General features: G+C 41.9%; 22 protein-coding genes. 2 read left to right on the top strand and 20 right to left on the bottom strand.

The window, feature by feature from the left end:
* The first annotated feature begins 173 nt into the window (after positions 1-173).
* A complete protein-coding gene (locus tag BR30_RS0129775; protein WP_026568233.1) occupies positions 174-1,568 on the top strand; it encodes a sigma-54 interaction domain-containing protein in 1,395 nt (464 codons plus the stop codon).
* A gap of 147 nt (positions 1,569-1,715) precedes the next feature.
* Here BR30_RS0129775 and BR30_RS0129770 read toward each other — a convergent pair whose 3' ends face one another.
* Entirely contained in the window at positions 1,716-2,435 is a 720-nt protein-coding gene (locus BR30_RS0129770) for a GntR family transcriptional regulator (RefSeq protein WP_035446368.1), read from the bottom strand.
* A 299-nt stretch (positions 2,436-2,734) separates the two neighbouring features.
* Here BR30_RS0129770 and BR30_RS0129765 point away from each other — a divergent pair, with 299 nt between their 5' ends.
* A complete protein-coding gene (locus BR30_RS0129765; RefSeq protein ID WP_026568231.1) occupies positions 2,735-3,721 on the top strand; it encodes an SIS domain-containing protein in 987 nt (328 codons plus the stop codon).
* 88 nt (positions 3,722-3,809) lie between these two features.
* Here the strand turns inward: BR30_RS0129765 and BR30_RS37080 are convergent, their stop codons facing one another.
* The 19 genes from BR30_RS37080 to upp all read right to left on the bottom strand — a co-directional run bounded on the left by BR30_RS37080 (position 3,810) and on the right by upp (position 21,679).
* Positions 3,810-4,061, bottom strand: a complete 252-nt coding sequence (locus BR30_RS37080; protein WP_026568230.1) for a hypothetical protein — start codon at positions 4,059-4,061, stop codon at positions 3,810-3,812.
* Complete coding sequence (locus BR30_RS0129755; protein ID WP_026568229.1) at positions 4,054-4,890, bottom strand: PfkB family carbohydrate kinase; 837 nt, start codon at positions 4,888-4,890, stop codon at positions 4,054-4,056. Before BR30_RS0129755 ends, BR30_RS37080 begins: the two co-directional genes overlap by 8 nt.
* Positions 4,891-4,969: 79 nt before the next feature.
* Positions 4,970-5,983: an SIS domain-containing protein gene (locus BR30_RS0129750; protein ID WP_026568228.1), complete on the bottom strand. Its 1,014-nt coding sequence runs from the start codon at positions 5,981-5,983 to the stop codon at positions 4,970-4,972.
* A gap of 142 nt (positions 5,984-6,125) precedes the next feature.
* Complete coding sequence (locus BR30_RS0129745) at positions 6,126-7,046, bottom strand: carbohydrate ABC transporter permease (RefSeq protein WP_026568227.1); 921 nt, start codon at positions 7,044-7,046, stop codon at positions 6,126-6,128.
* Positions 7,047-7,048: 2 nt separating this feature from the next.
* Positions 7,049-7,924, bottom strand: a complete 876-nt coding sequence (locus tag BR30_RS0129740; RefSeq protein WP_026568226.1) for a carbohydrate ABC transporter permease — start codon at positions 7,922-7,924, stop codon at positions 7,049-7,051.
* A 91-nt stretch (positions 7,925-8,015) separates the two neighbouring features.
* Positions 8,016-9,299 carry an ABC transporter substrate-binding protein gene (locus BR30_RS0129735; RefSeq protein ID WP_035446367.1) on the bottom strand — a complete coding sequence of 428 codons (1,284 nt, stop codon included), beginning with the start codon at positions 9,297-9,299 and terminating at the stop codon, positions 8,016-8,018.
* A gap of 373 nt (positions 9,300-9,672) precedes the next feature.
* Complete coding sequence (locus BR30_RS0129730) at positions 9,673-10,077, bottom strand: F0F1 ATP synthase subunit epsilon (RefSeq protein ID WP_026568224.1); 405 nt, start codon at positions 10,075-10,077, stop codon at positions 9,673-9,675.
* A 21-nt stretch (positions 10,078-10,098) separates the two neighbouring features.
* The gene (gene atpD, locus BR30_RS0129725) at positions 10,099-11,520 is read right to left on the bottom strand and encodes a F0F1 ATP synthase subunit beta (RefSeq protein WP_026568223.1); all 1,422 of its coding nucleotides are present in this window, start codon (positions 11,518-11,520) and stop codon (positions 10,099-10,101) included.
* Between the two features lie 199 nt (positions 11,521-11,719).
* On the bottom strand, positions 11,720-12,577 hold the full coding sequence (gene atpG / locus BR30_RS0129720; RefSeq protein ID WP_026568222.1) for an ATP synthase F1 subunit gamma: 858 nt from the start codon (positions 12,575-12,577) through the stop codon (positions 11,720-11,722).
* A 104-nt stretch (positions 12,578-12,681) separates the two neighbouring features.
* Positions 12,682-14,193: a F0F1 ATP synthase subunit alpha gene (atpA, locus tag BR30_RS0129715; RefSeq protein ID WP_026568221.1), complete on the bottom strand. Its 1,512-nt coding sequence runs from the start codon at positions 14,191-14,193 to the stop codon at positions 12,682-12,684.
* A 25-nt stretch (positions 14,194-14,218) separates the two neighbouring features.
* Positions 14,219-14,755 carry a F0F1 ATP synthase subunit delta gene (locus BR30_RS0129710; RefSeq protein WP_026568220.1) on the bottom strand — a complete coding sequence of 179 codons (537 nt, stop codon included), beginning with the start codon at positions 14,753-14,755 and terminating at the stop codon, positions 14,219-14,221.
* Positions 14,752-15,282 (bottom strand): F0F1 ATP synthase subunit B, encoded by a 531-nt coding sequence (locus BR30_RS0129705; protein ID WP_026568219.1) that lies wholly within the window; start codon positions 15,280-15,282, stop codon positions 14,752-14,754. Before BR30_RS0129705 ends, BR30_RS0129710 begins: the two co-directional genes overlap by 4 nt.
* A 98-nt stretch (positions 15,283-15,380) precedes the next feature.
* Complete coding sequence (atpE, locus tag BR30_RS0129700) at positions 15,381-15,593, bottom strand: F0F1 ATP synthase subunit C (protein WP_373561650.1); 213 nt, start codon at positions 15,591-15,593, stop codon at positions 15,381-15,383.
* An 87-nt stretch (positions 15,594-15,680) separates the two neighbouring features.
* On the bottom strand, positions 15,681-16,394 hold the full coding sequence (atpB, locus tag BR30_RS0129695) for a F0F1 ATP synthase subunit A (RefSeq protein ID WP_026568217.1): 714 nt from the start codon (positions 16,392-16,394) through the stop codon (positions 15,681-15,683).
* Positions 16,395-16,416: 22 nt separating this feature from the next.
* Complete coding sequence (locus BR30_RS0129690) at positions 16,417-16,791, bottom strand: ATP synthase subunit I (protein ID WP_026568216.1); 375 nt, start codon at positions 16,789-16,791, stop codon at positions 16,417-16,419.
* A gap of 2 nt (positions 16,792-16,793) precedes the next feature.
* The gene (locus BR30_RS0129685; protein WP_026568215.1) at positions 16,794-17,018 is read right to left on the bottom strand and encodes an AtpZ/AtpI family protein; all 225 of its coding nucleotides are present in this window, start codon (positions 17,016-17,018) and stop codon (positions 16,794-16,796) included.
* A gap of 360 nt (positions 17,019-17,378) precedes the next feature.
* Positions 17,379-19,592 carry a S8 family serine peptidase gene (locus BR30_RS0129680; RefSeq protein ID WP_026568214.1) on the bottom strand — a complete coding sequence of 738 codons (2,214 nt, stop codon included), beginning with the start codon at positions 19,590-19,592 and terminating at the stop codon, positions 17,379-17,381.
* A 55-nt stretch (positions 19,593-19,647) separates the two neighbouring features.
* Complete coding sequence (locus BR30_RS34855; protein WP_155928935.1) at positions 19,648-20,694, bottom strand: NERD domain-containing protein; 1,047 nt, start codon at positions 20,692-20,694, stop codon at positions 19,648-19,650.
* Between the two features lie 355 nt (positions 20,695-21,049).
* Entirely contained in the window at positions 21,050-21,679 is a 630-nt protein-coding gene (upp, locus tag BR30_RS0129670) for a uracil phosphoribosyltransferase (protein ID WP_026568213.1), read from the bottom strand.
* Positions 21,680-21,761: the final 82 nt, after the last annotated feature.

Below are 21,761 nucleotides of genomic sequence, written 5' to 3'. Positions count from 1 at the left end.
AAAATACGTTCTTTACCATTATTAATGCAAAAAACATGCCAACTTTTTCAGCCAGAAGCATCAACGTTTTCCAGTGGATTTAATTTAATTTTTAATCATTTTTAATTTAATTCTTGATTAATCTCCGAATTTAATTGAAAATTTAATCAACAATGATGGAAGGTGGGCTTTGATTGGACGATACGTTCCTGCTTGAACTTGATAAAATCATTGAAACCTCAAACAACAACATTACTGTCACAGATGAAAATGGCATCATTTTGCGGTCCAATCCAGATCATTGGGTCATGTATGGGTTAGATCCCGGCACGTATATTGGAAGGTCCGTCTTTGATTTGGAAAAAGAAGGAGTTCTCTCCCCTTCTATTAATGCGCTCGTCATAAAAGAGAAAAAAATTGTCCGCATTATGCAGCATACCAAATCAGGAAAGGTGGTCATGTCGACCGGTTATCCTGTTTTTAATAGGGAAGGACGGTTGATCCGTGTTATCAGCTACAGCCAGGACCAAACAGAGATAGTGAAATTGCAGGAGCAATACACTCAGCTGCAGGCAAAAATTGCCGGGTTCCAAACAGAAGTAGAGGAGCTGCGCGAAAAAGAGGCGAACGACCACCCTATTCTCTTCAGAAGCACAAGCATGCAGCAAATTTTTAAGACGCTTCAACGGGTAGCGCCAACCGATGCCACGATTTTATTCTTAGGGGAATCCGGTGTGGGGAAAAGTACACTTACCCGATTTATTCATGATCACAGCGAGCGTCATAAGGAGCCTTTCATCGAGGTAAACTGCAGCACGATACCCGAAACGCTTTTTGAATCCGAGATGTTCGGATATGAGCCAGGTGCGTTTACTGGGGCTCAAAAAAGCGGAAAACAAGGATTAATTGAACAAGCTGACCAAGGGACACTATTTTTAGACGAAATCGGCGAACTCCCTCTGTCCATGCAGGTAAAATTGCTAAAGGTCATTCAAGAACGAAAGCTGATGCGAATAGGTGGAAAAAAAGAGCGTCATGTCAATTTCAGGCTTATTACCGCCACGAACCAAGACTTGAAACGAATGGTGGATGAAGGAAAGTTCAGGCTGGACCTATATTATCGATTAAATGTCATTCCGATTCACATTCCTTCCTTACAAGAAAGGAAAGATGACATCACGATCCTATTAAAGCATTACCTGCAATTGCTGAATGCCAAATACCATGAATCGAAAAAATTGCATGCCTCTACCTATGATCTATTAATAGACTATGAGTGGCCGGGAAATGTCCGGGAAATGGAAAATTTGTTGGAACGGTTGATCTTGACCATTGAGGATGAAATGATTTTGCCCGGGCATCTTCCTTTTGAAGTAAAGAAAAATAGGAAGGATTCCTCGTGGGGCCTTGTGATGGAAAATATCAGGAAGACAAATTTAAAAGAAGTGCTGGAAGATGTAGAGATCCAGCTATTATCAAGAGCATATAAGGATTGCAAAACAACGTACGATATGGCTGAATATTTAGGAATCAGCCAGCCTACTATTATCTATAAATTGAAGAAGTATAAGGATAGACTTTCTTGTTGATTTCCGATCCAGGCGTTCGCTTTCCGCGGGCGGCCCGGGAGCCTGTCCAGCTCCAATCAAACATCTTTAATTTAAAAAGCCGAGGTTCCCATTAAGAGAATCCTCGGCTTTTTTATCGAAACGCTTTCATCGTTTCTTTCTAAATAGCTATTTCTTCAAGATAAATTTATAACTATCACCTAGAATATACTGTTTTCCTCTATGCACGGGCCGGTCGTTTTCATCAATGACCGTAGTTTCCATGTACCAGAGAGGTTCCCCGCTTGAGGTATTAAGCAGCTGCATTTCTTCATCTCCGGCCCTGACTATCTCCAAAGATAGCTCACTTGAACCAGCTGGTTTCACACCCAGTTTTTCCTCTAATATTTTATAGAGAGACCCATCTAAATTTTCATTTAATAAAGAATGATAATCTTTATAGGAAAAATAGTTGTTCTCCAGCATAATCGGCGAATCACCGGCAAATCTTACTCTCTGAATGTATAACAGCGCATCCCCATCGTCGAGCTGAAGCATCTTTTTATCCACGGATGTAGGCTGAATAATTTCCTTTTTAATCACTTTACTGCTCGCTGTCAGGCCATTCGCCTTACAGGCATCACTAAAGCTTATAAAATGGACAATTTTTCTTTCAATTTTCCTTTTGTTGACAAACGTGCCCTTCCCCTGCCTTTTAACAAGGTAGCCTTCTTCCACCAATTCAAGGATGGCTTTTCTTACTGTGATTCTGCTAATTTTATATTCTTCACTCAACTCTAATTCAGTCGGTATCTTGTCTCCGAATTTTAAATGACCGTTTGTGATCGAACTTCGTATTGACTCTTTTAATTGGATATACAAAGGAATTTGGTCATCCTGCTTTAACATCTGACTCACCTGCCTTTTTTAACGGATTATAGGTTTCCGAATTTCATAGCTGAACTTCTATTCATAGATACTATTAAGTATATAGATTTCCATTCTTGCTATCAAATTTGTTTCGTTTTACTAAGGTATTTTTTTAATTATAACATTATATTACGTTATGAATCAACGTGATATAACTATTAAGGAATTAATAAATTTAATGTTCAAAAAAGATTGACAATTCAACGAAAGGAAGATAATATAATGTTATATAATGTATTATCATCTTTTAAACAACTGATTTTAAGGAGGAACAAGAAATGGTTAATTCACAAGTAGTTGTCGATCAACAGGTTCAAAATGTATTAGATGCTCTGAAAGGCCGCACCATCAATCACGTTTATTTTGTTGCATGCGGAGGCTCTTCTGCTATTATGTATCCAAATAAGTACATAATGGACCGTGAAGCTATCAATCTTACTTCCGATGTTTACAGCTCTAATGAGTTCATTCACCGCAACCCTCGTAAACTTGGAGAAAATTCTCTAGTTGTCCTATGCTCCATGTCTGGTACAACACCTGAAACAGTGAAGGCAGCAACATTTGCCCGCGAAAAAGGTGCCTTAACGGTTGGTTTTACTAATGAGCCGACTTCTCCTCTTGCACAGGAAAGCGAATTTGTCGTGAAATACGAGTGGGGCACTGATTCCATTGCTTTCAATACGAACTTAGGCCTTCTTTATCAGTTAACAGCTGGTGTTTTAAACGTAGTTGAAGGAAATGATAAGTTTGACAAAATGATCAATAGCTTAAACAACCTTCAAGCTGTGTTTGAAAAAGCAGCTCAGCAATATACGAGCCAAGCACAACAATTCGGCCAACAATACAAGGATGAAAAAGTCATTTATACAATGGCAAGCGGCGCCAACTATGGTATTGCTTATTCCTATGCGATTTGTATCCTAATGGAAATGCAATGGATCCACTCCAATGCTGTTCACTCAGGTGAATACTTCCACGGTCCATTCGAGATTATCGATAAAGATGTACCATTCATCATCTTGCTTGGCTTGGATGAGACTCGTCCTTTAGATGAAAGAGCACTTGATTTCTCTAAGAAATACGGAGAAAAATTAGTTGTTCTAGATGCTAAGGATCTAGATTTAACTGGCATTGATGAAGAACTTAAAGGATATATCGCACCACTTGTCCTAAATCATGTTCTTCGCCGCTATGCTGAACAATTGGCAGAAGCCCGCAACCACCCACTATCAAAAAGACGTTATATGTGGCAAGTGGAATACTAATATTAAGAAGCTCCTCGAGAATGGCTCGAGGGGTTTTTATTTTACCGGAATCTTACAAGGAAGATTTTCCCTCGAATTAGCCCTTTTTTCAACGCTCTGTAAACTTGCCTGTTGATTTCCGCTCCAGGCGCTTCGCTTTCCGCGGGCGGTCCGGGGAGCCTCCTCGTCGCTGCGCTCCTGCGGGGTCTCCCCTGCCCCGTCCTCCCGCAGGAGTCTTCGCGCCTTCCACTCCAATCAACAGGGTGCCAAAATCAACAATATGCTTTAACACTGCCTTTTTCAAAAGAGTAACCTGTTCTTTAACAGAACAGGTTACTTCAGGAATATAGGACTTACCCAATCACAATCTTCTTCTCTCGCTTCTTGCCATGGCCGAATGCCCCGAAGCGCTGGCAGGTTTCCGCTGCAGCCGCAGCACCCTTCTCCATCGCTTCCCTGGCATTGGAATGCTGAACATATTCCTTTAAGAACACAGCCACGAACGTATCGCCTGCACCCAGTGTATCAACCACCTCGGTATCGACGATTCCATGCTCATAAACCTGCTGTGAATCAGAGAATAACGATCCTTCCGAACCCCTGGTTACGATTACATTCGGTGTTCCAGCCGTATGGACCTTCACCATCAACGCTTCACATTCGGCTTCCGTTAAGTCTCCGCCCGAGAAAATCGCATATTTCACATAAGGACAAACCAGTTCTAAATAGTCATCATCATACTTTGTTGAAAAATCGAAAGAAATATCAATGTGTTTGCTTAATAGAGGCAGTTCTGTTTCCAAATGACTGTACACACTTGTATGCAGCAACTCAAATGAGCTGATATACGCCAGTTCTTCTTCGGTAAAATTCAATTTCACCTGCTTTTGAACTCCACCCTTGTTCGACCCTACAAACTTACGGTCCCCATGTTCGTCCAAAGTGACAACTGCCTCACCAGATGGTCCAAATACTTTGCGAACCCTTGAGACATCAATGTTTTCCTCCTTTATCGAATGGACGATATGCTCTCCTTCTTCATCATTCCCGACAATTCCGATATAGGCAACCTCTTCTGCCCCATAACGTTTCCAAAATACCGCTACATTCACCGCATTTCCGCCTGGGAACATTTCTTGGCGATCATCATAAAAGTCTACTACATTATCTCCTACTGCTATTAATCTCATATATAAGCCTCCCACTAGTTGATATAAGCAAAGGCGTCTGACCCCACACTAAGTGAGATCAGACACCGTATAAATTCTATTAATATGTCACTGTACGATAATATCTTCTGATTTCTAAGGAATGGTTGCGTTTGTCTTCTAAATGTACACTTAGTCTTTGAAGTTGTGTAGACGTCACAATCGGTGTTAGATATTTTCTAAACTCTTCACTGATCCCGTCTAACTCGAAATCCTTTGTATCAAGAATGGTTAATTTCTTTGTATATTTTTCCGCAAAACGCTCAACACGTTCCATCAGCGGGCGTGTTTCATCTTCACCTGTTAGAAGAATCATGCTTGTATCTTCATCGACCAGCTCCAATGTGCCATGGAAGAATTCGGCGGCATGGATGGATTTTGTTTTGATCCATTGCATTTCCTCCAATACACACATTGCATAGGAGTAGGCACGGCCCCAAGTAGTTCCGGAACCAACCACCATATGATATTTCTCATCCTTATAAGCATTCGCAAACGCCTCTGCCTTTGCTTCAAACTGTTCTTTTACCTCGATCAGCTTTTCAGGAAGAACTTCCAACTGTGCCGCAAAGGCTTCATAGTTAGGGAAATCTCCATTTTTATTCATTAGTTTGAAAATCAACAAATAGAGAATTAACTGGTTTGAATCACTGGCGAAATCATTTTCCGCAAAGTTAACTAAAGGAAAATCTACCGTTTCGGCAAGCGGCTTATTGTACTCTCCTGTGAGCCCAATCAGAGTGGCTCCACGATCTTTACAGTATTTAGCTGCAGCTACTGTCTCCTCTGTTGTACCGGATAAAGAAGATAGAATCACAAGTGATTCTTCTGTAAATTGTTTATGATTCTGCAGCACAAACTCCGCTGCGATTTCCGCATAAGCAGGAATCGTCGATGTTGAATTGATCATATATTCGAATGGATAAAAAGTTGCAACTGCCCCGCCTGAACCAATTAAGAAAATATTTTTGAAGCCTTTCTCATAAACCTTATCGACAACCTTCTCGATTTCTTCTCTGAGCCCCACAGCACCGCCGGTTACCTGCAAATACTTTTCCTTGCTAAAATTCAACATCGCTTCCACTCCCTTTTCTTTCATCTCATATATTATAAGATGTTATAATACGTTATATTAATTATAGGATATTTATCCCTAATTCGTCAATAACAGGAAATCTAAAAGGGGGAACAATTCCCCCAATACTGATTCAACACGGTTACCCCTTTACGCTTCCATCAGCCAGACCTCGGACAAAATATTTCTGCATGAAAATAAAGATGATAATAAGCGGAAGGGCAGAAATAACCAAACCGGCCATTAACACACCCCAGTTCGTATTTAACGCATCTTTAAACACTAAGAGACCTGAAGTAATCGGCTTTAACTCTTCGGTTTGAATGAAGAGGATGGAAAATAAAAACTCATTCCACGCATAATAAGCGGTTAAAATGATACCTGTGAATAAAATGGGTTTACTCATCGGCAAGAATATTCTTCCAAATACATCTAAGCTTGTTGCCCCGTCCAGAAAGGCCGATTCTTCCAGCTCTTTCGGAATGGATAAGAAGAAGGAGCGAATCAACAGGACAGTCAATGGAATGCGGTAAGCCGTAAATGTTAAAATCAGAGCCCAATACGTGTCGAAAAGTCCCATGTTTTGGACTAATTCATAAAGTGGAATAAGACTGCTTTGAGGGGAAAACATCAGACCCGCCGAGACAAACAGGAGCAGGAATTTTCCGCCTTTGACCTGAAAGCGCGTCAAACCATAAGCACATAAAGCACTAATCAATACCGTCAACAAACACGTACCCGCCGTGATGATCAAGCTATTGACGAAGTAGCTTGAAACCCCTTGCTCCCATGCTGTTGTGTAGTTGGAAAACAGCCATTCTTTCGGAAGTCCCCAGCTATCATTAAAAATTTGTACCGTATTTTTAAACGAATTGACAACCATCCAAAACAAAGGATAGGCAATCGCAACAAAGTAAAGGAGTAAGAAAAGAAAGATTAATCCAACAGTGATTGATACGCCTGGCTTTTCACTTCTGAAATTCAAACCTATCTTTGAAGACTTGGCGATTTTTTTGTTCGGACTCACCATTCCTGAATCTCCCTGTGATTCAATCGGCTTCATTTTTACTCCTCCCCTGTTTTTAAGAACTTATTTTGCAAGAAATAAAAAATTAGCGTTATGCCCAGAATTACGTTTGCAATCGAAGAGGCAAATCCTGGTTCATTGTCAACAAACGCCTTCTGGTATAAGTACGTACTAAAGACTTGTGATGAGTTGCTTGGACCGCCGCCTGTTAATACGTAAACTTCGCTAAACACCAAGAAGGAACCTGTAACCGTATAGATTAATAGAACAAACGTCATTTCTTTTACCTGAGGAACGGTAATGCTGAAGAATGTCCGGATTTTCCCTGCTCCATCGATCGTAGCAGCCTCATATAATTCCCCAGGTACTTTTTGAACAGCAAGCACATATAGCATGACGGTATAACCAATACTTTGCCATTGGGAAACCATAATGGTTGCATAGATGGCGGTATTAGGATCACCCAGCCAGCCTCTTGTCCATTCCTCCAAACCGATTAGTCTTAAAAAGCTATTTAATAAGCCTACCTCTGGATTGTAAATAAAACTAAAGAGGATCCCAACTACAGTCATGGAAATGAGTACAGGGATAAAAAAGGTGGTCCGGAAGAAAGTGGAAAATCTCCTGAATATCTTATCTTCTAAAATCGCTGCAATCACTAATCCAAGCCCAACCTGGAGGATAACGGAGATAACGGCGTAAAGGAGATTATTCTTCAGTACCGTGAAGAATATAGGATCTTTAAATAGGCGTGTATAATTTTCAATCGATACAAAGCTTTTTTCCATAGTAAACGGATTCCATTCATAAAATCCATTAATAACATTCCGTACTAAAGGATAGTACACGAATAGGGCTAGCATTATTAAGGCAGGTGCCATGTACATAATCGGGACTATTCTTGTTCTACGCATCTATACCCCTCCCATCACCATCTATAAAATGCCGGTTTAATAGGTTGCTTGATTTCCTACAAACCGGCACTTTCATAGATTTCATCTTACATTATTTTTTCACTTGTTTTGCTGCTTCTTGAACATCCTTAATAATTTGTTCAGGTGTTTTGTTACCGCCTAGCATAGCTTGTACTCCATCGCCATAAGGCTTGAAGATGCGCGTGTCTAACGCACTGTCTGTCCAAATCAGCATGCTTGGCTGCTCTTTAATTAAATCCATCTGCTTTACTTCTTGCTCAGACGCGGTATTTGCATTCATCGCACCATCAACAGTACTTGGCATGCCAGTATCTTTAATCAGCTTTTCTCCATTGGCTTTTGAAGTCAAGAATTTCAAGAACGCTACTGCTTCTTTCGGGTGAGCTGATTTGCTGTGGACCATGAAGCCTTCTGGAGCACCGATTAGACCGCCCTGGTCCCCTTTAACGCCATCAATAGTCGGTACTTTGAACGTATCCCATTTGAATGTAGCATCTTTCATAAACGTAGTTTCCATTGTTTCAAGGAACATGATCGCTGCTTTTCCGCCAAGGAATAAGTTTCTTCCTTCATCATGCGCAGTCGCATTTGGATTTTCGTTAAAGAAAGGTCTTAATTCATCAAGCTTCTTCAATGCCTCCACATAACTAGGATCTGTGAACTCTGCTCCATTGAAGCTCAAATCTTTAGCCAACACATCAGCAGGCACAATTCTCTGATTCAACGCTGTCACATAGTGAGCAGCTGCCCATGGTGCTTTATTTCCTAGCATGATAGGAGTTGTTCCACTCTTTTTAATCTCATTTAGAACAGTTATAAACTCATCCCATGTAGTTGGAGCTTTTAAACCCAATTTGTCGAACAAATCTTTGTTGTAGAAAAACAACTTACTGTCAGTAAATAATGGAACACCATAGGTTTTGTCATCCTTTTGGAAAAACTTCACCTGTGAACCGATTAGCTGGCCAGACCACTCACTGTCTTCTTCATAATACTTGTTAAGGTCCAAAGCCACTCCATCTCTTATAAACTTCTGACCATATTCCCCAGCCCAAGTGAAGAAAATATCTGGTGGATTTTTGCTTCCAAGAAGGACATTCGCCTTTTGTTTGTAATCTTCGTTTAATGCTGTAACCTGTTCCACTTTCACGTTAGGATTTTGCTTTTCAAACTCTTTTATAACACTATTAAAATAAGATTTATATGGCTCATTTGGCCAACGGTAGAAAAATGTGATGGTCGTTTTTCCATCTTTGGACTTAGAAGTAGTGCTGCTCTTTGAGGAACATCCAATTAATAATGAGATCACCATGAATATACTGAGTGCTACAGTAAACCAACGTTTCACATACATACCCCCAAATATTTTTTTCTAATACAGCCAAATTAAAACGCTTTCAAATTCAATAACCTAATCGAACCTACCTTGGAACAATTCCCCCCTCTCGATACATTAACGATATATTGTATTATAAGATTATACTACATAATATAACGTTTGAAGTCAATATCGAAATAAGGGGAATTTTCTAATAATTATTGTTTATTTGCACCACTCAGAATTTGATATATTACAAAAGTTTATATAACAGTTAAAATACCATAAAATCAATAAACTTAATAGTTGAAATATTATACTTTTTTTAGTGTATCATTCGGCATGGACTAAGATATTTTTTGAAACTAAAAAAACCCGCGAGACGCATATCTCACGGGTTTTCATTATCTTATCTTCTTTCCGATACGGCGAGGCGATTGATGGCACGCTGTAAAGCAAGCTCCGCACGTCTGAAATCGGTATGCTCAGCCTGATGATCTCTCATACGCTGTTCTGCACGTTCCTTCGCTTTTACGGCACGTTCCACATCAATTTCAGAAGCAAGTTCCGCTGATTGAGCTAAAATCGTCACTTGATCAGGACGGACCTCTAAAAATCCACCACTGACCGCAACATAATCCGTTTTACCGCCTTTTTTAAGACGAACAGAAGTAATCTCCAGCGGGGCAACCAAAGGCATGTGACCAGGGGAAATCCCTAAATCACCACTTGTTGCCTTGGTACTTACCATTTCTACATCTGATTCATACACCGGGCCATCGGGAGTAACAATACTGACTTTAATCGTCTTCATTTTTTACCCTCCAGGCTCAGTTTAGACCTCAACGCCCATGCGTTTTGCATTCTCAAGCACATCTTCAATACGTCCAACCAAACGGAACGCATCTTCTGGAAGGTGGTCATACTTACCTTCAAGAATCTCTTTGAAACCACGAACCGTTTCTTTTACAGGTACATAAGAACCCGGCTGGCCAGTAAACTGCTCAGCAACGTGGAAGTTTTGAGATAAGAATACTTGGATACGACGCGCACGTTGTACCGTTAACTTATCATCATCACTAAGTTCATCCATACCAAGGATCGCGATGATATCTTGTAACTCTTTATAACGTTGTAATGTTGATTGAACTTGGCGAGCTACATTGTAGTGCTCTTCGCCAACAATATCAGGTGACAAGGCACGAGATGTTGAAGCCAAAGGATCCACCGCTGGGTAAATACCCATCTCAGAAAGCTTACGCTCAAGGTTTGTTGTTGCATCTAAGTGAGCGAATGTTGTAGCCGGAGCCGGATCCGTATAGTCATCGGCTGGTACATAAATCGCTTGGATCGATGTAACTGATCCTAAGTTTGTAGACGTAATACGTTCTTGTAATTTACCCATCTCAGTTGCAAGAGTTGGCTGGTAACCTACCGCTGATGGCATACGGCCAAGTAGCGCGGAAACCTCAGAACCTGCTTGCGTGAAACGGAAGATGTTATCCATGAAGAACAACACGTCTTGTCCTTGCTCATCACGGAAATACTCAGACATTGTCAAACCAGTTAAAGCTACACGCATACGTGCGCCAGGCGGCTCATTCATTTGTCCGAATACCATCGCTGTTTTCTTGATAACGCCAGAATCCGTCATTTCGTGGTAAAGGTCATTACCTTCACGTGTACGCTCACCAACACCAGCGAATACGGAAATACCACCGTGCTCTTGTGCGATGTTGTTGATTAATTCCTGGATTAATACCGTTTTACCTACACCAGCACCACCGAATAGACCGATCTTACCACCCTTAATATAAGGAGCAAGTAAGTCTACTACTTTAATACCAGTTTCAAGAATTTCTACCTGAGTAGAAAGGTTTTCAAATGTTGGTGCTTCGCGGTGAATGGAATCACGGCGCTCACTTGCTGGAATTGCAGCATCAAGGTCAATTGTTTCTCCTAATACGTTAAATACACGGCCAAGAGTAACATCACCAACTGGTACAGAAATTGGTGCACCAGTATCTTCAACTTCTATTCCACGAGTTAAACCATCAGTCGTTGACATCGCAATCGTACGAACTGTATCATCACCTAAATGAAGAGCTACTTCAAGGGTAATGTTGATATCAACTTCGGAAGCATTACTCGCTTTACTTGAAATTCTCAACGCATTATAAATCGCAGGCAGATGACCGCTTTCGAACTTAACGTCAACTACCGGACCCATAATCTGAAGAACGCGTCCTTTGCTCATCGTTTTCCCTCCTAACTTACTCTTTCGCGAAAAACCACCCACAAGCATTTTCGAAAAAATGAACTCAGTGTGGCCCTCGCGCATTGTTCTATGCTGAACAAAATGAGTCGGGAACGGTATAATCGTTCCCTGCTCGAATCTAAATGGTTATACTGGTGTCAGGCACCAGATTAGAATCATTCTAAAGCAGTCACTTTTCCTACTCTAACGCGGCCGCACCGCCGACGATTTCTGTGATTTCTTGGGTAATCGATGCTTGACGGGCACGGTTGTAGACTAGTGTATAGTGATTGATTAGTTCTTTCGCATTATCGGTTGCATTTCTCATTGCAGTCATCCGAGCGGCATGCTCACTCGCTTTGCTGTCTAGTAGAGCGCCAAAAATCAAACTCTCAGCATATTGAGGCAGGAGAACTTCTAATATTTCTTCTGCAGACGGCTCAAATGTATAGGAAATCGTCTTTTGAGTAGTCGTTAAATCCGTTAGTGGAAGGAGCTTCTTCTCAAGGACTTCCTGTGAAATAGCACTTAGATAATGGCTGTAATAGATATATAGTTCATCGAATGTGCCATCGGCAAACATTCCAACGGTTGCCCGCGTAATGTCTTGAATGTCAGCAAAGTTAGGCTGAGCTGGGATTCCGGTCGTTTCAAGGACTACATTCATGCCACGCTTGACAAAAAAGTCACGTGCCACACGTCCGATAGCAATGATCGCGAATTCATCATTCGATTTATGACGGTCTTTGATTGTTTGACTGACGCGACGCAACACGTTGCTGTTAAATGCACCAGCAAGTCCGCTGTCGGAGGTCATCACAACATAACCGGTTTTCTTAACAGGTCGAGATGTAAGCATGGGATGATTTACTCCGCCTGAGCCAATTGCAATCGATGCCGTTACTTCCTGGATTTTTTCCATATAAGGAACAAATGCTTTTGCATTCACGACAGCACGATTCCACTTTGCAGCAGAGGTCATTTCCATTGCTTTCGTTATTTGACTCGTCTTTTTTGTTGAATTAATACGAGTTTTTATCTCACGTAATGAAGCCATAGGTTCTCACCACCCTTTTTCAAAGAATGTCTGGTATGGTGTGTCAGGCACCATGTGAAGTTTTCACACAGTGCCGCTCACCTCACCGTTCTAAATGTCAGACCCTATTGTTCGGAAACTGCAAACGTCTTTTTGAAGGCGTTGATTGCAGAAGCCATATCGTCATCAGAAGGAAGGTCCTTCGTTTTTGTAATATGGTCTAACAACTCTTTGCGGTTGTGGTCTAACCAATTAAGGTATTCTGATTCAAAGCGACGTACGTCCTCTAATGGAATATCATCAAGGAAGCCGCGTGTTAATGCATAAAGGATTGCAACTTGCTTTTCAACTGAAAGCGGCTTGTGCAGGTCTTGTTTAAGAACTTCAACCGTACGCGCCCCACGATTCAATTTCGCTTGCGTTGCTTTATCTAAGTCTGATCCAAACTGAGCAAATGCTTCTAATTCGCGGTATGATGCAAGGTCAAGACGTAAAGTACCAGATACCTTTTTCATCGCCTTGATTTGTGCAGATCCACCTACACGTGATACGGATAAACCAGCGTTGATTGCCGGACGTACACCGGAGAAGAATAAGTCAGATTGTAAGAAAATTTGTCCATCAGTGATTGAAATAACGTTTGTTGGGATATAAGCTGAAACGTCACCCGCTTGTGTTTCAATGAACGGAAGCGCAGTGATTGAACCAGCACCAAGTGTATCGTTAATTTTCGCAGCACGCTCTAATAAGCGGCTGTGCAAGTAGAATACATCCCCTGGATATGCTTCACGACCTGGAGGACGACGAAGCAGCAAGGAAAGCTCACGGTATGCAGCTGCTTGTTTAGAAAGATCATCATATACGATCAATACGTGTTTGCCAGCATACATAAACTCTTCAGCCATTGAAACTCCTGTATATGGAGCTAAATAAAGCAATGGAGCAGGTTGTGATGCAGATGCAGTAACAACGATTGAGTATTCTAATGCGCCGTATTTACGTAGTGTTTCAACGGCGTTACGAACTGTAGATTCTTTCTGACCGATCGCAACATAGATACAGATCATGTTTTGACCTTTTTGGTTCAAGATTGTATCGATAGCAACAGATGTTTTACCTGTTTGACGGTCACCGATGACTAACTCACGTTGACCACGTCCGATTGGCACAAGAGCGTCAATCGCTTTGATACCTGTTTGTAATGGCTCATGAACGGATTTACGAGCCATAACGCCTGGAGCTACTGCTTCCACTGGGCGTGTTTTTGTAGTGTTGATTGGACCCATACCATCAACTGGTTGTCCAAGGGAGTTAACAACGCGTCCAATAAGTTCCTCACCAACCGGAACCTCCATGATGCGTCCTGTACGGCGAACCTCGTCACCTTCTTTGATTTCAGTGAAAGGTCCGAGAATGATAATACCAACGTTATTAGCTTCTAGGTTTTGTGCCATACCCATAACGCCGTTTGAAAATTCAACAAGTTCTCCAGCCATGACATTGTCAAGACCATGAACACGTGCGATACCGTCACCGATTGAGATAACTGTACCAACATCAGTCACTTGAATTTCCGCCTGATAATTTTCAATTTGCTTTTTTATCAGGGAACTAATTTCTTCAGCTTTGATGCTCATGAGTTTCACCCCTAATCTTTCGAATCTAGCTTAACAATTTACGTTCTAAACGATCGAGTTTACCTCTTAATGACCCGTCATATATACGATTTCCAATGCGAAGGCGGATGCCTCCAAGCAGGTTGGAATCAACGATATTTTCGATTTTTAGTGACTTTTTGCCAATTTTAGCAGCAAAAACTGATGAAATGGCTTCGCGTTCTGCATCCGTTAACGCACGTGTGCTGTAAACTTCAGCTTCGGCAACGCCCATCTCTTCGTTTGCTAGCTCTAAAAATTCATTTGCCAAATCAATGATTTGGTCTTCACGGTGGCGGTCGATTAAGATCAACAATGTATTGAGTACATTTACATTAACTGATGCGAAAGCAGTCTTAATAATCTCTTTTTTCTTTGCAAGTGAAAGCTTAGAAGAATTTAAGATGGCTTTTAATTCAGGATTGTATTGTACAACTTCCTTCACTACACGAAGTTCTTCTTCAATAACTCCGAGCGAATTCGTCTCTTTTGCAATATTTAGAAGAGCCAACGCGTAGCGCTTAGCTACCATAGAGTTGCTCATCGCTCTTCTCCTGCCTCTTTAATATATTCGTTAATCAGTTGGTCCTGATCTGCTGCAGTGATTTCTTTCTCAATAACTTTAGAAGCAATCAATACAGACAGGGACGCAACTTGCTCACGAATCGCGGCAACTGCTTTTTCTTTTTGCTGCTCAATTTCAAGCTTAGCACTTTCTTTCAAGCGGTCAGCTTCAGTGCGAGCCGCTGCGATAATTTCTTCACGCTGAATATCGCCTTGCTTTTTCGCACCTTCAATTAGGTTTTGAGCATCATTACGCGCTTCTTTTAAAAGATCGCGTTGTTCTTGTAAAATCTTTTGTGCTTCTAAACGGCTGTTTTCTGCCGCGCTAATTTCATTACCAATATGCTCTTCACGTTGTTTCATGATGCCCATTAATGGACCCCATGCAAACTTCTTGAGCAAGGCTAACAAAACAATAAAAACGATGAGCTGGAAGAAGATATCTCCAGTATTAATGTGGCCGCCGCCTTCAGCAGCAGTCGCTAAAACAAAACTGTTTGTTAACACCCTGGGTTCACTCCTTTCAAGAGTTGCTTAACGATAGAAAAAACACATAAATGAATGGCGAGGATTTGTTGATCATCGCCAATGTGAATTGCCTAAAATTATTTGTTTAATACCATGAACGCGATAACTACACCGATAATCGGTAATGCTTCTACTAACGCAACCCCGATAAACATTGTTGTTTGTAGTAAACCACGATGTTCTGGTTGACGAGCGATACCTTCTACTGTACGTCCTACGATAAGACCGTTACCAATACCTGCTCCTACTGCTGCTAAACCGATTGCGATTGCTGCTGCTAAAACACCAATTGATCCTGTCATTACTTTTTTTCCTCCTTAAATGTATGAAACATCTATAATTTTTTTATATTGTTCATAAAAATGAACGGTGTATTATTAATGGTCGTGACTCACTTTATGAGCCAAGTAAACCATTGTTAACATGGTGAAAATATAAGCTTGGATGGTACCAACGAAAATAGAGAACCCTTGCCATACCATTGTCAGCGGAATCGCTGCGATCGTACCGGCAATACCTTGATGTGCTAATCCTGCTGCTAATAGGGATAAAAGCAACTCACCAGCGTAAATGTTACCATATAGACGCAGACCAAGAGTCAGCGTATTGGCAAATTCCTCAATAATTTTCAAAGGGAATAAGAATTTCATCGGAGCGAAGAATCCTTCTCCATATCCCTTTGCACCTTTTAACTTGACGCCATAATAGTGGGATAGTCCCAACACCATAACTGCAAGTGTTAAAGTAATGATTGGGTCGGCTGTTGGTGATTTCCACCAAAGCTTTTCATCAATCACGATTGCAAATGGAAGACCTAACATATTGGATACAAAAATATACATAATTAATGTAATTCCAAGGATGTGGAATCTTCCGCCTTCTTTCCAGTCCATTGTACTGTTGATGATCCCTTTCACAAAGTCCATCACCCATTCAAAGAAGTTTTGCATCCCTGTAGGTTTCATTGCCAACTTCCGTGTTGAAAGGACCGCTATTAGGAAAACGATTAAACTAGCAACCGAAATCATCAGCATATTTGCGCCATTAAACCAAAGACCCATAAATTCAAATTCTGGAGCCTCATGATGCATGTAAACTCACCTCGCTTCCGCTTCATTTATGTACATGCAAAGCATGGTAAAAATAATCTATCATAATGACAATATAGGATGTCATCAATCCTACCACTAAGGAAATCATATTGAATTGCTCTGGATATCTTAAGGCGATTAACGCGGCAATTCCAGCCATCGCCATTCTCGATAGCGACCCTAAGGATTTAGGCTTTTTGCCCTCTGTTACTTTTTTATCAAAACTCTCCGTCTTTCTAACCAAAATCCATAGGTTCAGATAACTGAAGCAAGTCCCAAGAATCAGTCCTAAAAATATGGTTTGAAAAGAAGTGAAGCCCCAGCCTAGAACATAAATGGACAACAAGTAAAAAATCCATTTGCGCTGCCTGTTGTACATAACTCTGAAATCTGGCATAGTTATTTTTCTCCTGAATAGAAATGGCGGATTGAAAGAAGCATGGAATAGGTGCCCGCTGCAAGACCGATGAGCAGTCCGATTATTAAGAAAATTGGCTCGGTGCCCCAATGACGATCCAGCCATCTGCCTGAGAAAATACCTATTAGAATGGAACCAACTAATTGGGAGACAATTGCGGACATTAAAGCCATAGCTTGTAATGGGTTGCGGTTGTTTTTACGCATATAAACACATCCTCACTCTGAGAGAATGCCAAGCGGGCAATGGTAAAAATTCATAGCCAAATACTATCTTCAGATAGATATTTTTACATGAAAACCCTATCATTTACACCCTTTGTTAGCATACAATAGCGCCCTGTCAATGTCAATGAATTTACGTGAATTATACCACAATGTATTCGCCGAATTTTTTTCCATTTCAGAACTTTATCCAACATCCCTATTGTATTGTAAAATGTGAATGAAATTTGCCCATTTTGTGTCTATTTTGTGAACGTTTAGAATTATACTAAAGGTACAATTTTATGAACTTTTATTCTGGTTTATAAATTTAGTGAACCATGCCCAAAAAGGGCATGGCTGTTAGTCTTGTATTTTCTCAATTGTAATCATCCGTTCGAGAAAATCTTCTTTATTCGCTTTTTTAGCAAAAACCTTCACTAGATAGGATCCGTCCCGTGGAAGTTGTTCCTTCGGAATATCCCTGCGAATTAGTCCTTTTTTCACATTGGTAATCGTATCTAAAAAGCCGACAAAACGGTAATCCTCTGGATTAAACAACGCAATTCCAAATTCCTCTGCCCCACCCGGCAAATAAACCTCATAACGGTACTGCCCTGGTTTGTCGCCATTCGTAAAATCAAAGCCCATCACGCGCGGGTAGTTCGGCTCCTCCAACACATAGAGATAAGGAATTCGAACGGATGCCGCACCTGCCCGGAGCTTGAGATAGCCGTCATGAATTTTCCCTTTAAACACGTTCGGGTCAACCGTTAACTCCACGGTGATGTCTTTCGTTTGTTTCGGTTCGAGCGTAAACGATAACGGCAGCCGCCAGTGGAGCCCATCGACGTGCGGCGGGATATCGAAGGAATAGCGCTGGGCGCGTGAACCCGTATTTTCCACAGAGAGGTAGACTTTCTGGGCATCACTCTGCTCGGTAAATTTTCCAAAGCGGATACTGCTCGGCGATACGAGTGTGCCCGCTTTGATTGCCTCATCCACTTGAATACGGCCGGCGCCCTGTTCAAAGGTGCGGTAATAGCTCTGCCCGGGATTAGCTGCTGTGCTCGATTTAGCCAGTGGTATCGCCGTATTCATCAGAGCCGCTTTAATCTGCTCCGGGGTCCAATCCGGGTGGGCCTGCTTGATTAATGCACAGGCCCCCGCGACATGCGGTGCGGCCATACTCGTCCCCTGCAACGACAGGTATCCGCCCGGAATCGTTGAATTAATTGCCACCCCGGGCGCAACAATATCCGGCTTGATTTCCCATGTTCCTGTCACAGGGCCGCGCGAGCTGAAGTCGGCGAGCTGATCCCGTTCTTCGCTAACCACGACTCTTGCAGCGGTCAATTGTTTTTTTATTGCTCTTTGTAAAATAACTCCGTCACCCTTCGCAAGTGCTCCGACAGGGATGGTCAGCTGAGAGTCCAGGTTTCCCCTGAAGCGGCCCCCGCTGATATTATTGTAGATCAGCACCGCTTTTGCCCCCGCTTTTTGGGCATTTTCCGCTTTTTGTGTAAAAGTTAGGATGCCCCGTTGGATGAGGGCAATTTTCCCTTGGACCTGTTTCAGTTCGTTAGGTCGGCCGAGACCTCCATCTGCTAAGTCTATGGAACGGTCGAGGTTCCACGTGGCCGAGCCTTCCATCGGCTCAATTTGGAATTGTTCCCGACTTCCTACTATAGATATATATGGAGTCTCGAGGGTAGGCGTCGATGCCCCCACCGAGATTGCTTTCGAGGCCGTCCCTGGTGAACCGACGCTCCACACATTTGGCCCGGAATTCCCGGAGGCCGCCACCGCCACGATGCCGCGGTCGACCGCACGGTTAAGAGCAAGGCTGATTGGCAGGTCAGGCCCGTTGATATCATTTCCTAGGGAAAGATTGACAATGTCAACTTTATCCTTGATCGCCTGGTCAATCGCGGCCAGTACCTGTTCAGTCGTTCCGCCCCCGCCCGGTCCGAGCGCCCGGTACGCCACAATTTTTGCCTCCGGGGCGACGCCTTTTATTTTTCCATTAGCCGCAATGATGCCTGCGACATGGGTTCCGTGGATGGTCGCCTTACCGAGGGCAAGCGTCTCCATCGGATCGCGGTCATTGTCGACCAGATCACGGCCACCGGCATAGTTGCGCTTGAGGTCCGGATGCGTATAGTCAACGCCGGTATCAATCACACCAACCGTGACCCCTTTACCGGTAAGTCGTTGATTTTTTTTATCGAAAAGGCTGCGGACTTTCTCCCCGCCGATAATTTCCACACTCTCCTCGGTTTCAGCCTGGTACTGAATGACCGGTGAGACATTGGTGATTTGTTTCTGGCTGGTCGCTGCGAGTTTGGTGAGTGAGGCGGCGCTGCCTTGGACAGAGAAACCATCCAGTGCCTCGCGGAAAATTCGGCGCAGCTTTATATCTTTGTATGGTTGTAGGAGCTGTTGGATTTCCTGGTCGGTGTACGGTTTGTCCAGAATAATAATCGCGGTGGTTTCCTGCGTGCTTTTAGTAATGGAAGGATGAATGAGTATTTTAGGAGTTTGAAAAGCTAGCAGTAATGCAAGTAGAAGTTTCATCAGCAGATTTCCCCTTTCTCCATATCGTTTTCATTGAGAGGGGAAAGTATGCGTGTCATTTTGTTGGAATCGTATATTCATTGATTCCCTTTTCATCCAGCGGGCACAAGAGTTGATTTTTCGGAAGGGTGTATTTTGCCCCTCTTTTTGATCCGGACGATGGGAGGTTGAGTGACCGCAGTTGATGCCCTGCACTGAAGGGGGAGTCAATCCGCAAAAATTCAGCGAACTGTTTCCTGGTAATCGTCGGTCCTAACAAGAGGAAATAATCATCGACCGTCTGAAAAAAGGCAGTTTTAGAGGAATGGCCGCAATTGGGGCAATGCCACTTTGCTGAGTAAAATGCCATCGTTCCTGTTGGGCACTTAGGGCATAACACCCCTGTAATAATATCATCTTTGGATAATCTGTAGGTTTGGAGAATATCAGTAATAGGAGTTTGATGGTGGGCTAAAAGGAGGTGGACTAACTGCGTGAGTTTCCTTTTACTAAAGGCAGGTTTTTGGTGCTTGCATTCCATTTCTTCGATTTTATCCAAGAGTGATTCCGCGTAAATTAACTCATTAAAAATTTGTTGATTGTCTGGCGTTGTTTCGATTTTAGTGGTTGACTTACTGATAATGACCACTCTTTCGATTGGCAGCCCGAGCATCTGCATTTTTCTCAGCCAATTGACGAACTGAATTTGCTGCCTTTTGACCTGAAGGATTGGATTCGAAATGCCCTCCTCTTCATTATTGAATTCTTTTATGACATGATTGGACTCCTTGTGAAAAATTAACTTCTTCGATAGATTTTTCACTTCACCCATAAAGATAAACCGCGATGAAAGGATCACTAAATCGATTTGGAAGGGTTTCTTATCGATTAACCGCAGGCCATGAAAAATGTAATATTGATTTTCAGGCAGAAACGAAAGATAGTAGCTGCATTCCTTCTCGCCGTAGTATCCCTTCAGCCAAGATTTTAAATCGCGTTCGATTGTCGGCCTAATTGGATGATTTTTCTGTATCCTGCGCAGCAGCGCCATACATTGGTAAGCTTGAATTGGTAATTGTAACTCTAATACGACCATGTATTTCACCTCAAATTTTAGTTTCAATGGTAATTTCTCTTAACTGTTATGATTTCCTGCTTAAAAAATAAGAACATATTTTGAATTTTGAGTTTTATTGTTCATTATTAAATATGTTTTTGCTCTTGTTAAAGTTTTGTGCAAAAAACTAATGGTTATGTGCCATTTTGGATAGGTTTTGTACAAATATCAAAAGTTTGGTACAAATTTTAAGAGGTTTAGTGCAATTTTTAAGGTATTATGTACAATTAGACATTTTCTACCAGAAAACAACCTAATTTTTGAAAAATAAACCAGGTTCCAAAAACCTCTTAATTACTTTTTATAATAAAACCCCAACAAAAAAAGCCGAGTAATTTCTCGACTTTTTTCAGGAAGAATCTTATTTCGTACCAAACAACCGATCTCCAGCGTCACCTAAACCTGGGACGATGTAGCCGTGGTCGTTTAATTTCTCATCTAATGCCGCGATATAAATATCCACATCAGGGTGGGCTTCCTTGACTGCCTCTACGCCTTCTGGTGCCGCAATTAGACACATAAATTTAATATGTTTTGCGCCGCGCTTTTTCAAGGAGCGAATTGCTTCAACAGCTGAACCGCCTGTTGCCAGCATTGGATCGACCACGATGAAATCGCGCTCTTCCACATCGCTTGGCAGCTTAATGTAATATTCGACCGGCATCAATGTTTCTGGATCGCGGTATAGACCGATATGACCCACTTTTGCAGCTGGGATTAATTTTAAAATACCATCAACCATTCCGATTCCTGCACGTAAAATCGGCACGATACCCATTTTTTTACCCGATAATACCTTTGATTTCGCTGGACAGACAGGTGTTTCGATATCAATATCCTCAAGCGACATATCTCTTGTGATTTCAAATGCCATTAGCGTGGCAACTTCGTCCACAAGTTCACGGAATTCCTTTGTTCCTGTGTTTTTATCACGTATGTAAGTTAGCTTATGCTGAATTAATGGATGGTCGAAAACGAAAACCTTGGCCACAATTATCGCCCCTTTTTTTAAATTAAACAAACACTTCGTCTCATTTTACAGAAAAACTATCCAATGAGCAAATTAGAATTAT

The sequence above is a fragment of the Bacillus sp. UNC41MFS5 genome (assembly GCF_000686805.1).
This window is presented reverse-complemented; position numbering and strand designations above follow the sequence as displayed.

Coding starts and splice junctions, on each gene's coding strand:
- BR30_RS0129770 (WP_035446368.1), bottom strand. CDS start 2,435: ATGTTAAAGCAGGATGACCAAATTCCTTTGTATATCCAATTAAAAGAG.
- BR30_RS0129765 (WP_026568231.1), top strand. CDS start 2,735: ATGGTTAATTCACAAGTAGTTGTCGATCAACAGGTTCAAAATGTATTA.
- BR30_RS0129755 (WP_026568229.1), bottom strand. CDS start 4,890: ATGAGATTAATAGCAGTAGGAGATAATGTAGTAGACTTTTATGATGAT.
- BR30_RS0129750 (WP_026568228.1), bottom strand. CDS start 5,983: ATGTTGAATTTTAGCAAGGAAAAGTATTTGCAGGTAACCGGCGGTGCT.
- BR30_RS0129745 (WP_026568227.1), bottom strand. CDS start 7,046: ATGAAGCCGATTGAATCACAGGGAGATTCAGGAATGGTGAGTCCGAAC.
- BR30_RS0129740 (WP_026568226.1), bottom strand. CDS start 7,924: ATGCGTAGAACAAGAATAGTCCCGATTATGTACATGGCACCTGCCTTA.
- BR30_RS0129735 (WP_035446367.1), bottom strand. CDS start 9,299: ATGTATGTGAAACGTTGGTTTACTGTAGCACTCAGTATATTCATGGTG.
- BR30_RS0129730 (WP_026568224.1), bottom strand. CDS start 10,077: ATGAAGACGATTAAAGTCAGTATTGTTACTCCCGATGGCCCGGTGTAT.
- atpD (WP_026568223.1), bottom strand. CDS start 11,520: ATGAGCAAAGGACGCGTTCTTCAGATTATGGGTCCGGTAGTTGACGTT.
- atpG (WP_026568222.1), bottom strand. CDS start 12,577: ATGGCTTCATTACGTGAGATAAAAACTCGTATTAATTCAACAAAAAAG.
- atpA (WP_026568221.1), bottom strand. CDS start 14,193: ATGAGCATCAAAGCTGAAGAAATTAGTTCCCTGATAAAAAAGCAAATT.
- BR30_RS0129710 (WP_026568220.1), bottom strand. CDS start 14,755: ATGAGCAACTCTATGGTAGCTAAGCGCTACGCGTTGGCTCTTCTAAAT.
- atpB (WP_026568217.1), bottom strand. CDS start 16,394: ATGCATCATGAGGCTCCAGAATTTGAATTTATGGGTCTTTGGTTTAAT.
- BR30_RS0129690 (WP_026568216.1), bottom strand. CDS start 16,791: ATGCCAGATTTCAGAGTTATGTACAACAGGCAGCGCAAATGGATTTTT.
- BR30_RS0129685 (WP_026568215.1), bottom strand. CDS start 17,018: ATGCGTAAAAACAACCGCAACCCATTACAAGCTATGGCTTTAATGTCC.
- BR30_RS0129680 (WP_026568214.1), bottom strand. CDS start 19,592: ATGAAACTTCTACTTGCATTACTGCTAGCTTTTCAAACTCCTAAAATA.